Source organism: Ruegeria sp. AM4, from assembly GCF_056540665.1.
The window spans coordinates 135,887-148,096 of record NZ_JBQFXD010000006.1 but is presented as its reverse complement, the minus strand read 5'-3'; the positions used below and the strand labels follow the sequence as shown (position 1 = coordinate 148,096).

12 protein-coding genes are annotated in these 12,210 nt (G+C 58.6%); 4 read left to right on the top strand and 8 right to left on the bottom strand.

Annotated elements, in window-relative coordinates; genetic code table 11:
* The first annotated feature begins 47 nt into the window (after positions 1-47).
* Complete coding sequence (locus ACR0JA_RS13675; protein ID WP_480575610.1) at positions 48-854, top strand: taurine ABC transporter ATP-binding protein; 807 nt, start codon at positions 48-50, stop codon at positions 852-854.
* A complete protein-coding gene (locus ACR0JA_RS13670; protein WP_480575607.1) occupies positions 851-2,116 on the top strand; it encodes an ABC transporter permease in 1,266 nt (421 codons plus the stop codon). Before ACR0JA_RS13675 ends, ACR0JA_RS13670 begins: the two co-directional genes overlap by 4 nt.
* Positions 2,117-2,181: 65 nt before the next feature.
* On the opposite strand, the gene ACR0JA_RS13665 is transcribed toward ACR0JA_RS13670, so the two are convergent.
* Positions 2,182-3,573, bottom strand: coding sequence for an aminotransferase family protein (locus tag ACR0JA_RS13665; RefSeq protein ID WP_480575604.1), 1,392 nt, complete (start codon positions 3,571-3,573; stop codon positions 2,182-2,184).
* 222 nt (positions 3,574-3,795) lie between these two features.
* On the opposite strand from ACR0JA_RS13665, the gene ACR0JA_RS13660 reads away from it, so the two are divergent.
* Complete coding sequence (locus ACR0JA_RS13660) at positions 3,796-5,421, top strand: acyl-CoA synthetase (RefSeq protein ID WP_480575601.1); 1,626 nt, start codon at positions 3,796-3,798, stop codon at positions 5,419-5,421.
* On the opposite strand, the gene ACR0JA_RS13655 is transcribed toward ACR0JA_RS13660, so the two are convergent.
* The 7 genes from ACR0JA_RS13655 to hmgA form a co-directional block, all read right to left on the bottom strand.
* Entirely contained in the window at positions 5,418-5,759 is a 342-nt protein-coding gene (locus ACR0JA_RS13655) for a DOPA 4,5-dioxygenase family protein (RefSeq protein WP_480575598.1), read from the bottom strand. The two genes, ACR0JA_RS13660 and ACR0JA_RS13655, sit on opposite strands and share 4 nt — an antisense overlap.
* 189 nt (positions 5,760-5,948) lie before the next feature.
* Positions 5,949-6,146, bottom strand: coding sequence for a DUF2783 domain-containing protein (locus tag ACR0JA_RS13650; RefSeq protein WP_480575595.1), 198 nt, complete (start codon positions 6,144-6,146; stop codon positions 5,949-5,951).
* A 4-nt stretch (positions 6,147-6,150) separates the two neighbouring features.
* Entirely contained in the window at positions 6,151-7,761 is a 1,611-nt protein-coding gene (locus ACR0JA_RS13645) for an FAD-dependent oxidoreductase (RefSeq protein ID WP_480575592.1), read from the bottom strand.
* Between the two features lie 260 nt (positions 7,762-8,021).
* Positions 8,022-8,378: a VOC family protein gene (locus tag ACR0JA_RS13640; protein ID WP_480575589.1), complete on the bottom strand. Its 357-nt coding sequence runs from the start codon at positions 8,376-8,378 to the stop codon at positions 8,022-8,024.
* Positions 8,379-8,381: 3 nt separating this feature from the next.
* A complete protein-coding gene (gene fahA, locus ACR0JA_RS13635) occupies positions 8,382-9,638 on the bottom strand; it encodes a fumarylacetoacetase (RefSeq protein ID WP_480575586.1) in 1,257 nt (418 codons plus the stop codon).
* A 33-nt stretch (positions 9,639-9,671) separates the two neighbouring features.
* Positions 9,672-10,295 carry a LysE family translocator gene (locus ACR0JA_RS13630; protein WP_480575584.1) on the bottom strand — a complete coding sequence of 208 codons (624 nt, stop codon included), beginning with the start codon at positions 10,293-10,295 and terminating at the stop codon, positions 9,672-9,674.
* 1 nt (position 10,296) lies between these two features.
* A complete protein-coding gene (gene hmgA, locus ACR0JA_RS13625; protein WP_480575581.1) occupies positions 10,297-11,652 on the bottom strand; it encodes a homogentisate 1,2-dioxygenase in 1,356 nt (451 codons plus the stop codon).
* A 57-nt stretch (positions 11,653-11,709) separates the two neighbouring features.
* On the opposite strand from hmgA, the gene ACR0JA_RS13620 reads away from it, so the two are divergent.
* Complete coding sequence (locus tag ACR0JA_RS13620) at positions 11,710-12,162, top strand: MarR family winged helix-turn-helix transcriptional regulator (RefSeq protein WP_480575578.1); 453 nt, start codon at positions 11,710-11,712, stop codon at positions 12,160-12,162.
* The last annotated feature ends 48 nt before the right edge of the window (positions 12,163-12,210 follow it).

Here is a 12,210-nt window from a genome sequence, read left to right as displayed (position 1 = left end):
CGGGCTCTGGGCCGGTCCATTTATGATAAGAACAGGAAGGAAGCAGAATGCCCGAGTTGGACATTGTTGATTTGTCCATGCGCTTTGATTTGCCGAACGGGTCTTCGGTGCAGGCGCTCAAGGACGTGTCGCTGAGTTTGAAAGAAGGCGAGCTGATGTCAGTGCTTGGCCCGTCAGGATGCGGGAAAACAACCTTGCTGAACATCCTCGCGGGGTTTCTGGCGCCGACGTCGGGCAAGGTCGAACTGAACGGCCATGTGGTCGAAGGTCCGGACGCCGAGCGCGGCATGGTATTCCAGAAAGGCGCGCTGTTTGAATGGATGAACGTGCGCGACAATGTCGAATTTGGCCCCCGCATGAAGGGAATGGCCAAGGCGGAACGCGAAAAGATCTCGGACCATTTGTTGGAAGTTGTGGGCCTGCAGGACTTCAAGGAAAAGGCCGTCTACGAACTGTCCGGCGGCATGCAGCAACGCGTAGCGCTGGCGCGCTGTCTGGCAAACGAACCCGACGTGATCCTGATGGACGAACCCTTGGGCGCGTTGGACGCGCTGACACGGGAAAAAATGCAGGGTCTGGTGCTGAAGCTTTGGAAAGAGACCGGCAAGACCATTATTCTGATCACCCACTCGGTTGAAGAGGCGCTGCTGCTGGGCGAACGCCTGATCGTGATGGCACCGCGCCCGGGTCGCATTCATAAGGAATACAATCTTCCTTTCGCTGAACGCGGTGTGAACGCCGATCTGCGGGACGTCAAAAAATCCGAAGGATTCGCCGAAAAGCGCGACGAAATCCTGTCGATGATCTGGGAGATGGAAGAGGAAATCATGGGTCGGACGGAGCAGGTCGCATGATTGTACTTATCTTCTATATCGGGCTCTTTGCCGGGGCCTTTTTCATCGTCTACGCCCTGCGTCGTGGCCTGAACGCGCGTCAGGACTTAACCAGCCTCAAGACCGTGACATTCGGGGACGAAAGCGCGGTTCGGGCTGACCGGGCGGCGTCGATCATCTCGGTCGTGGTGATCTTTCTGATCTGGGGCGCATTCACCGGGTCCAAGATCATGCCGATCCATGTGCCCGGCCCGTTTGTGGGTGAAACTCAGTTCACCTACACGCTCGAGCACCCGGATGGCAGCACCGACGACGCGACCGTGTTTGTTCGTGTCCCGGCCTTTGGTGAAGAAGCAGAAAGCTTCGAGGTCGAGCCCGGAGCCGGGTTTGCCAAGGACGTGGCTTTTGCCGCACCTGCTGGCCGGTCTTCGACCATTCTGTTTGACAAGAATGACGAGGTGACCCGCAAGGAAGGCGCCAAGATCATCGCAATCAACGGCACCGCGATTGGGCCGGAAGATACCGTGGACACGGGCGATGGCGCGGTATCGCTGACTGGCAAAGGCGCGATCAGCTTTACACCCAAGCAGGGTCTGCAGATGAACCCCATCTGGCTACCCGCGCCCGAGACGGTTGTTGCCCGGTTCTTTGAAATCGCCAGCGAGGGCTATCAGAACTTCTCGCTCTGGCAACATTTGGGGTGGTCGCTGCTGCGGGTGATCGCAGGCTTTGTCGCCGGCGCGATTGTCGGCATTCCGCTTGGCTATGCCATGGGCCTGTCGGGTTGGTTCCGCGGCTGGTTCGACCCGATTGTCGAGTTCATGCGGCCAGTACCACCGCTGGCGCTGATCCCGCTGGTCATCATCTGGTTCGGCATCTGGGAGACCGGCAAGATCGTTCTGCTGTTCCTGGCGGCGCTTTGGATTATGACAATTGCGGCGCGGGCCGGGGTTTCGGGCGTGAATATCTCGAAGATCCACGCGGCCTATTCGCTTGGCGCGTCGAAATGGCAGATTATGCGTCACGTGATCGTTCCAAACTCGCTACCGGAAATCTTCACCGGTGCGCGTGTGGCCATGGGCGTGTGCTGGGGCACTGTTGTTGCGGCGGAACTGGTCGCGGCGCAAAAGGGTGCCGGGATGATGATCATCGCGGCGTCCAAGTTCCAGCTGACAGATATCGTGATCATGGGGATCGTGATGATCGGCATCATCGGCTATGGCATCGATATCCTGATGCGCAAGGCCGAGAACTGGCTGGTCCCCTGGAAAGGCCGCAGCTGATTGCGGAAACGGAAAACCCCGGGCAGTGCCCGGGGTTTTTTGTTCAGAAAGACTAAGGTTTCAGCTTAACCGAAAACACGTCCCAGCGCGCCGTCAACCGCATCGGTGATCTGGTCGATGTCGTCCGCAGAGGCAATCAGCGCAGGCGAGAAGCACAGCGTATTGTTGCGGCTTGGGATCGAGCGGTTGGTGGCACCAATGATGACGCCCTGCGCCATGCAATCGGCAACAACCGCCTGAACCTTTTTCTCGTCCATCGGCTCTTTGGTGGCGCGGTCAGAGACCAGTTCCGCGCCCAGGAACAGGCCTTTGCCGCGTACGTCGCCGATCACATTGTGCTTCTCCATCAGCGCATGCAGGTTACCCATCATGCGATCACCCATGTCGGTGCAGTTCTGCAGCAGGTTCTCATCTTCGATGATCCGCATGTTCTCGATCGCGGCAGCCGGACCGGCGGTGCAGCCACCAAAGGTCGAGATGTCACGGAAGTAGTTCAGCGGGTCCGAGGCGTCGTCCTTGAACATGTCAAAGACTTCCTCGGTGGTGACCATAACGGCAATCGCCGCATAGCCCGAGGCCACGCCTTTGGCCATGGTCACGAAGTCCGGTTTGATGCCGTATTGCTGATAGCCGAACCAGGTGCCGGTACGACCCACGCCGCAGACGACCTCGTCGATATGCAGCAGGACATCGTACTTTTTGCAAATCTCCTGCACGCGTTCCCAATATCCTTCGGGTGCTTCGATCACGCCGCCGCCTGCGGTCACAGGCTCAAGGCACAGGGCACCGACAGTCTCGGGACTTTCGCGCAGGATCACCTCTTCGATCTGATCAGCGGCCCAGACGCCAAAATTCTCGACAGGTGCACCGTCCAATTCGTGCTTGCGATATTCCATGCAGTGCGGAACACGGATGAAATCGGGCGCGAAAGGACCATATTGCGCGGTGCGTTCGTCCTGACCGCCTGCCGACATCGTCGCCAGAGTCGAGCCGTGATAGTCGCGGTCGCGGTACAGAATCTTGGTCTTCTTGCCGCCATAGCGCTTATGCGCGATCTGGCGAACCATCTTGAACACCTTCTCGTTCGCTTCCGAACCAGAGTTTGTGTAATAGACCCGGCTCATGCCCGGCATCTTTTCGATCAGCTTTTCCGCAAAGATCGCACCGGGGATCGAGCCCGCGGAGTTTGCGAAATAGCACAGCTTCATCAGCTGGTCGTAAACCGCCTTGCAGATCGATTCGCGACCATAGCCGACATTGACCGTCCAGACACCGCCGGACACAGCATCCAGATGCTCTTTGCCGTTCTGGTCCCAGACGCGCATGCCCTTGCCCTCGACAATGATGCGCGGATCATTGGTTTCAAAGGGTTTGTGCTGGATCAGGTGGTGCCAGATATGGGCGCGATCGGCCTCGACCACACGCGATAGATCGTTTTCGTTGAACGTGCCGTCCATGACATGTCCTTTCAGTCAGATGCGATGTTCCCAACGTGAGGTCTGCCTCACGCCAGCATGAATGTCTAAGACCTCAGATCACCGCGAATGACAGTGCGACAATAGGGCCAGATTCCATGATAGGGTATCGCCAGACTCGCAACGTGGCGTATTTCTACGGATTTGTCAGATCGCAAACTTTGTGATCAAGTCGCGCCTGTCGGGATCGGGGAGGATCGGCAGATGACAGCATCCAATATCTACGAACGCCATTTGGAAAAAAACGCTGCAAATTATGCGGCGTTGTCACCGCTGAGCTTCATCGAACGCACGGCGCAGGTTTATCCTGACTATCCGGCTGTGGTCTATGGCGCGCGCCGCTACAGCTGGGCTGAAACTTACACCCGCTGCCGTCAACTGGCCGGAGCCTTGTCGGCGCGCGGCGTGGGCGCAGGTGATACCGTGTCGATCATCGCTGCCAACATCCCCGAAATGTACGAGGCTCATTTTGGAGTGCCCATGGCCGGGGCGGTTCTGAACGCCATCAACACGCGGCTCGATGCGCCGATCATCGCATTCATTCTGAACCATGCAGAAGCCAAGGTGTTGCTGGTCGACCCCGAGTTTTCCGAAGTGGTGAAAGAGGCCCTGCCGCATGTGGATCACGACCTGCTGATCATCGATATCGAAGATCCCAGCTTTGAAGGTGGTGAAAGGCTGGGGGCACTGACCTATGACGCGCTTTTGGCCGAAGGAGACCCGGATTTTGCCTGGTCGTTGCCCGCCGACGAATGGGATGCGATTACGCTGAACTACACCTCTGGCACAACCGGCAATCCGAAAGGGGTTGTCTATCACCATCGCGGGGCCGCGCTGAATGCGCAGTCGGACCTTCTGGACTGGAACATGCCAAAACACGCGGTCTACCTCTGGACCCTGCCGATGTTTCATTGCAACGGCTGGTGTTTTCCCTGGGCGATGGCGGCAAATGCCGGGGTCTCGGTCTGTCTAAGGGCCGTACGCGCGGAGCCGATCTACGCCGCTTTCCGGGACGAAAAGGTGACCCATTTCTGTGGCGCTCCGATTGTTCTGAACATGCTGGCCAACGCGCCCGATGCACTCAAGGATTTCGATCACGAGATCAAAGTGATGACCGCCGGCGCACCACCACCGGCTGCGGTGATTGAAAAGATGGAAGGGATGGGGATCGAGGTCACGCATGTTTATGGGCTGACCGAAACCTACGGTCCATCGGTAGTCTGCGCCTGGAAAGACGAATGGAACGACAGAGCGGCCGGGGATCGCGCGGCGCTGAAGGTTCGGCAAGGGGTGCGCTATTCCGCGCTGTCGGGGCTGATGGTGGCAGATCCCGAAACGCTGGAGCCGGTTCCGGCGGATGGCGAGACAATGGGTGAAATTTTCATGCAGGGTAACGTGGTGATGAAAGGTTACCTCAAGAACGCCGAGGCGACGGACAAGGCGTTCAACGGAGGTTGGTTTGCTTCGGGTGATCTGGGTGTGATGCACCCGGATGGCTATATCGCCCTGAAAGACCGGTCCAAGGACATCATCATTTCGGGGGGTGAGAATATCTCATCCGTAGAGGTTGAGGATATTCTTTACAAACACCCCGCCGTGATGGAGGCCGCCGTGGTCGCCCGCCCGGATGACAAATGGGGTGAAACGCCCTGCGCCTTTGTCGAGTTGAAGCCGGACGGAACCGCAACCGAGGCCGATATCATCGCCTTTTGCCGCGATAACATGGCCCATTTCAAAGCGCCCAAAACCGTTGTGTTCGGGGCCTTGCCAAAGACCTCGACCGGGAAAATACAGAAATTCAAACTGCGGGATCAGGCAAGGGCGCTTTAGGCGTCCGCCTTGTCAAAGATCGACAGGTCAAGCTCCAGCAATTCGCCCATCCAGATGGCATGGTCCCGGTGGTCCGCCAGGTGGTCTCCGGTTTCGGGGTGGGTAAACACGGTCAGCCCCTGCCGGTTCAGCATCAGCCAGGGGATGACTTTTTCAAACGCATCTGGCGCAAACCCTAGCTGACAGCTCCAGCGCGGGTGCGGCCCGACATTGCGGGCGTGCAATCGACCCATCTGGACGGGAAACAAACGCGCGGCGTTTTCGCAAAGCCGCTGCGCGGTGTCCTGCGTATCTGCGTCGAAATAGACATGGGCGTGATAGCCGGTGATCTCGGGCATGTGGGCCTCCGTTGGTCTTTGAATGACCTTAATGCGCCTTGTGGCTTTGTCACACCCACGCAGGTGAACACCATCTGTGCGCCGGCTGCTTTGGCTGCTCGTGCGATGCCTTGCCAGGACCGAAAATCAGCGCGCAAGCGGGAAATGCCCGGCGTTTTGGGATAGCCCGCGCGCCGGGACTTTGCCGCCTTACCCTTTGGTTCGCGCTGCGGCTTTCAGCGCCTGTTTCAGAACGCCTTTGTCGCCGATATGGTTGGCCAACACCAAGATCAACCGCGCGTTCAGCGCGTCGCTTTCGGATTTGTCCAAACCTTCATGCGCCTCAAGAAGATCGGCGTAGAAGTCGTCGGCGTCATCAAAGTTGGGCGAAAGGATCAGATCGTCCATTTGCTTACTCCTTTCCTGTGGCGCGGCGAACGGCTTGCCGAAAGGCGTTCTCTTCGTATGTGTCGCGCCGGGCAGCGACGTGCTGATCGGGACGGATCAGATACACGGCGCTTGTGGCATCCCCCAGATACCGGCGTTTCAACGTCAGTGAAGGGTCGTCCTTGACCGACAACGCCAGCCGCTTGACCGGAACGCCATCCACTTCGATTTCGTCCGGAGCGTCGGTGTCGATAGTCAACAAAGTGAACCGGTTTGCCAGCTTTGGCAGCAAATAGGTATCCCCAAGCGAAGCATCCGGACATGCCGAACCCGGCCGCGTGATGGACGGACCATTCAGCCCATCGGCCGAGTTCAGGGGCGAGCCGTCATATGTGCAGGGCGTGCTGAGCCGACCTGAATTTACCATCGGACGGGCAAAGTCGTAGTGTTCGCTCAGGTCCAGAACCGCATCGCGCATGACGCGCGACATTTGCGATTTCGGCGTGATGAAATCGGTGGATCTTGTGGAGTTCAGGATGTTCTCGTCGGCACCGTGAATCCGTTCGATATCGTAACTGTCCAACAGGCTGTCCGGTGCTTTTCCATCCAGCACCATCTTCAGCTTCCAGCACAGATTGTCGGTGTCCTGCAGGCCCGAGTTCGCGCCGCGCGCGCCAAAAGGACTGACCTGATGGGCGCTGTCGCCGGCAAAGATCACGCGGCCATGACGGAACTGTTCCATCCGGCGGCACTGGAATGTGTAGATGCTGACCCAGTCCAGTTCGAACGACACATCATCGCCCAGCATTGCCTTGAGGCGCGGGATCACGTTCTCGGGGCGCTTTTCGCGTTCCTTGTCGATATCCCAACCCAGTTGCAGATCGATCCGCCAGACCCCGTCAGGCTGCTTGTGCAACAGGGCGGACTGACCCTTGTTGAACGGCGGATCGAACCAGAACCAGCGCTCGGACGGGAAATCGGCCTCCATGCGGACATCGGCGATCAGAAAGTTGTCCTCGAACACGCGCCCGACGAAATCCTTGCCCATCATTGTGCGCATTGGGGAATTGGCGCCGTCGCAGGCAATGACCCAGTCAGCCTCGACAATGTACGAACCTTCGGGCGTTTCCACTTCCAGCCTGACATGATCGGGGTGGGTACCAACGGCTTCGACCTTGTTGCGTCCTCGTATCTCGATGGGCGCGCCTTCGTCTTGCAGGGCACGGATCCGCTCGACCAGATATTGTTCCAGATAGTATTGCTGCAAGTTGATAAAGGCCGGGCGTTGATCACCTGTCTCGGGCTGAAGATCGAAGTCATAGACCTTGCGGTCGTCGAAAAACACCTGGCCCTTGTTCCAGAGAACGCCTTTGTCGACCATTTCCTGGCCACATCCCAATCGATCGAGAATTTCCAAAGGGCGTTTGGCGAAGCAGATGGCGCGGCTGCCAAAACTGACCTTGTCATTGTCATCCAGCACGACCACCTCGATCCCTTGCTGGGCCAAGTCGATGGCCGCCGCAAGCCCGACGGGACCTGCACCGACAACGATCACCTTATGGCGTGCGGGTGTCGAGGCCGTTTGATCCGGACTGGACTGATAGGCATAGAGAGGAACTTCGAAAATCTTGTTCACAGGCTTTCTCCTCTTCACAGGTGCATGGGCGCACCGCAACGAGTCTTCGGCGCGTATCGCCAGAAGTTCTGGCCCATCGTCTCATTGTCTTGCCAGGTGGAAAACGATCTGGATCAAGTTCGGGCGGGAAATCCATTGTTACACTGACCCATGCTGGCATTCCGAGCCTTCGGGCATCTGCGCCTGAGGCTTTCTTGCACTTCGACAGGACAAATATTCCGCGCCCGCGGGCACCCCGAGAGGCGGGTGCCTTGGCTGGTTCAGTTCCTTTGCAGGAACTCCAGCCGATTTCCGAACGGGTCTTCGGTGAAGAACCTGCGGCGGTCCTTCAGTGTTGTATCCCAGCGCAAGGTCTGGCCGTAGTTTTCGATCTGTGCCGCGACCGCATCCAGATCATCGACAGCGAAACCCGGATGCGCTTTGCGCGCTGGGAAGAACTCTTTCTCAACGCCCAGATGCAATTCGCACTGACCCAGCGACAACCACAGACCGCCGCGTGCGCGCAAGGGTGCAGGCTTTGGTAACTCGGCAAGCCTCAGTGCATCGACCCAGAAGGCCCGCGCGGCGGCCTCACCGCCTTGCGGGATTGCGATCTGGATATGGTCGATGCCGAACAACGGCTAGCGGGCGTAGGGATCGCTTAGTGCAGGCAGCACAGCGCCCACGCAATCGCCGAAGCCGATCGTGTAACCGTCGCCCTTGGCAGTCCCGGATAGGGTCAGCGTGTCACCATCTTCGATGAAGCTGCGGGTTTCACCGGTGTCCAGCGTCAGAGGCTCTTTCCCGCCCCAGCTGAGTTCCAGCAACGATCCGCGTTCCGGTTTGGTCGGGCCGGATATGGTTCCGGATCCCAGCAGGTCGCCTGCATTCATCGCACAACCCGATGTGGTATGGTGCGCAAGTTGCTGAGCTGCCGAATAGTACATCCGGTTGTAGTTGGTTTCGGTAATGGTCGTTGCTGCTTTGCCTTCGGGCGCCATGGTGACCGAAAGGTCGATATCATACAGCATCGGTCCGCAATCCTTGAGGTGATCCAGCAACTCATGCTCGCGCGCGGGCGCATCGCAGCGGAACGGCTCCAGCGCGGCTTTGGTCACGATCCACGGGCTGATCGAGGTGGCGGTCGCCTTGGCCTGGAATGGCCCCAGCGGCTGGTACTCCCAAGCCTGAATATCGCGGGCCGACCAATCGTTCAGCAGGACATAGCCAAAGATGTTGTCATCCGCCTCCTGCACCGTGATCGGGCCGTCCGACGGCGTCCCGACGATGGCACCCATTTCAAGTTCGATATCGAAACGACGGCTGGGCAGAAATGCGGGCTTGTCCTGATCCGGAGATTTCAGCTGGCCCCAGGGGCGGCGAATATCCGTGCCCGAGACCACGACCGAGGATGCGCGCCCATTATAGCCGATCGGGATGTGCAGCCAGTTCGGCGGCAGCGCGTTTTCGGGACCGCGAAACATTGTGCCCACGTTGAAGGCGTGGTTTCGGCCCGCATAAAAATCGGTGTATTCGCTGACCGCAAACGGCATGTGCATGTCCGCGTCGCTTTGTGCCACCAGAAACGGCTCGACCGCTGCCTGCTCGTCTGACCCTTCGGACAGAAGCGAGGTCAGCCGGTCTCGCAGCGCAGCCCAGACCGCGGGACCTTCCTCCATCAGCGGATTCCAGAATGGCAGGTCGAACAGCGGCTCGTCGGCCAGCGAGATCAGCCCTTCGGCTTCGGCTGCCGATACGTCCAGGATCATGTCGCCGATCGCGACACCGCAGCGGGGGTCGCTGTCTTCGGTCGAAAACACCCCGTAGGGCAGGTTGTTCAGCGGGAACGGGTGGTTGGCGTCATTGGCCGAGGTCACCCAGGATGTTTTCAAAGTCATTACTTGTCCTTCATGTGTCTCAGAGATTTCCGGTTACGATACCGGTCGAATGGATTTTAGCCCCAGCAGGATCGCGGCCAGGATCATGAAACTGCCACCGATCCGGTCCAGCCAAAGCCGCGCCGGGCCTTTCAGCCGCGTCGCCAGCCAACTGGCGCAGCCGCCATAGGCGGTCAGGAACAGGCCATCCATGATCAGATAGGTGGCCGAAAGGATGGCGAATTGCGGCCAGAACGGCAACGCGCCGTCGATGAACAGCGGAAACAGGGCCGCAAAGAACACAACGGCCTTCGGGTTGGCGGCCGATGTGATGAATCCTTGCAGCCAAAGCGCCTTGCGGCTGGCGGTCGTGGCGACATCTGTTGTTTTGCGCTCGGCCCGAATGAGGGTCCGAGCGCCAAGAAACACCAGATAAGCAACGCCAAGCCACTTGATGACCGAAAGCGCGATGCCCGAGGTCGCAATCAATGCGGCCAGCCCGAGACCTGCAGCCAACATCTGCAAGAGGTTTGCAGTCAGGTCTCCGGCGGCGGTGAACAGGCCACGCCCAAGACCATTTGCAGCCGAGTTCGACAGCATCAGCAACTGGCTTGGCCCGGGCGTGCTCATCAGTACCAGGACCGTCACAACATAGGTGATCCAGGTATCCGCGCTCATGTCATTTCTTTCCGGGCGTGCCGTCGAACTTCTTTTCGATATCCGACCAGCAGTCGATGTAGTCATCTTGCAATGGCGCTTCGTCTGCGGCGAACGCGGTCAGATGTTGCGGAAAGCGGGTTTCGAACATGAAGGACATGGTGTTTTCAAGCTTGTCCGGGCCAAGGTTTGAATTCGAGGCTTTCTCGAACGCTTCCTTGTCAGGCCCATGGGGCAGCATCATGTTGTGCAGGCTCATTCCGCCCGGCACAAAGCCCTGCGGCTTGGCGTCATACTGGCCGTAAATGTTCCCCATCAGCTCGGACATGATGTTCTTGTGATACCACGGCGGGCGGAAAGTGTCCTCCATCACCATCCAGCGTTCGCGGAACAGGACGAAGTCGATATTCGCAGTGCCCGGCTGCCCGGATGGTGCGGTGAGGACAGTGAAAATGGACGGATCGGGGTGATCGAACAGAATGGCGCCGACCGGGCAGTAGGTACGCAGGTCGTATTTGTAGGGCGCATAGTTGCCGTGCCATGCCACCACGTCCAGCGGGCTGTGCCCGATCTTTGTCGTATGGAAATGGCCGCACCATTTAATCGTGACGGTCGAGGGGGCCTCGCGGTCCTCGAACGCCGCCACGGGTGCCTTGAAGTCGCGGGGGTTGGCCATGCAGTTCGCACCAATCGGTCCGCGACCGGGAAGCTCGAACTTCTGGCCATAATTCTCGCAGACAAACCCGCGTGCAGGTCCTTCCAGAACCTCGACACGGTACAGCAGCCCGCGCGGCAGAATCGCGATTTCTTTCGGCTCGAGATCAATGATCCCAAGCTCGGTGGCAAAGCGCAGCCGACCTTCTTGCGGGACAACCAGCAATTCGGAATCGGCCGAGAAGAAATAGTCATCCGTCATCGACTCGGTGACCAGATAGACATGGCTGGCCATGCCGACCTGCGTGTTGACGTCACCGGCCGTGGTCATTGTGCGCATGCCGGTCAGCCATGTCAGGCCGCTGTCGGAATAAGGCACCGGGTCCCAGCGATACTGGCCCAGGCTGATGACATCCGGATCGACACAGGGCGCTGATTTCCAATAGGGCAGGTCGATCTTTTCATACCGGTGCGAGTGTTTCACCGAAGGGCGGATGCGATAGCACCACGTTCGCTCGGGGTGCTGGGCGGTGAACGCCGTGCCGCTCAGCTGTTCGCCGTAAAGGCCGTAGTTGCACTTTTGCGGGCTGTTCATGCCTTGCGGCAGGGCGTCCGGCAGCGCTTCGGTTTCGAAATCGTTGCCAAAGCCGGGCATGTAGCCGGCTTGCGTACCAACAGGCGTTGCTGCCTGCGTCAATTGATGCGGAGTAGTGGGGCGGTTCATGACACTTTCCTCTCTTTGCTACTTGTCGAATAATAGTTGATTTTGTAACTAACAAGGATGACAAAGCCCGGTAACGACAAAAAAGATGACTTTGATCTGCAGGATTTCCTGCCTTTCCTGTTAAATCAGGCGGCGGAGGCCAGTTCGCTGGAGTTTCAGCAGCTTTACAAGAATCGCTATGGGATGCTGCGCACAGAATGGCGCGTGCTGTTTCACTTGGGAAATTATGGCGAGATGACAGCCAAGGAAATTGGCCTGCGGGCCAAGGTCCACAAGACCAAGATCAGCCGCGCAGTCGCCAAACTGGAACAGCGCCGGTTCCTCAGGCGAAATCGGGACGAAAGCGACAGGCGGGTCGAACACCTGTCTCTGACGCCTGCGGGCCAGACCGCCTATCGCCAGCTTCGACCGATCGCCGAGAAATACGATGCCCGACTTGCGGCACAGTTCACAACGGGTGAGGCGGCCTTGTTGCGCATGATGCTGAGGCGGTTGGCTGGATTTGAATGACCACTGGTATTTGCCGGTGCGAACCCCCAGATGGGTCATGGAACGACA

Coding starts and splice junctions, on each gene's coding strand:
- ACR0JA_RS13630 (WP_480575584.1), bottom strand. CDS start 10,295: ATGAGCGCGGATACCTGGATCACCTATGTTGTGACGGTCCTGGTACTG.
- ACR0JA_RS13650 (WP_480575595.1), bottom strand. CDS start 6,146: ATGGACGATCTGATCCTTTCGCCCAACTTTGATGACGCCGACGACTTC.
- fahA (WP_480575586.1), bottom strand. CDS start 9,638: ATGACTTTGAAAACATCCTGGGTGACCTCGGCCAATGACGCCAACCAC.
- ACR0JA_RS13665 (WP_480575604.1), bottom strand. CDS start 3,573: ATGGACGGCACGTTCAACGAAAACGATCTATCGCGTGTGGTCGAGGCC.
- ACR0JA_RS13655 (WP_480575598.1), bottom strand. CDS start 5,759: ATGCCCGAGATCACCGGCTATCACGCCCATGTCTATTTCGACGCAGAT.
- hmgA (WP_480575581.1), bottom strand. CDS start 11,652: ATGAACCGCCCCACTACTCCGCATCAATTGACGCAGGCAGCAACGCCT.
- ACR0JA_RS13620 (WP_480575578.1), top strand. CDS start 11,710: ATGACAAAGCCCGGTAACGACAAAAAAGATGACTTTGATCTGCAGGAT.
- ACR0JA_RS13675 (WP_480575610.1), top strand. CDS start 48: ATGCCCGAGTTGGACATTGTTGATTTGTCCATGCGCTTTGATTTGCCG.
- ACR0JA_RS13670 (WP_480575607.1), top strand. CDS start 851: ATGATTGTACTTATCTTCTATATCGGGCTCTTTGCCGGGGCCTTTTTC.
- ACR0JA_RS13660 (WP_480575601.1), top strand. CDS start 3,796: ATGACAGCATCCAATATCTACGAACGCCATTTGGAAAAAAACGCTGCA.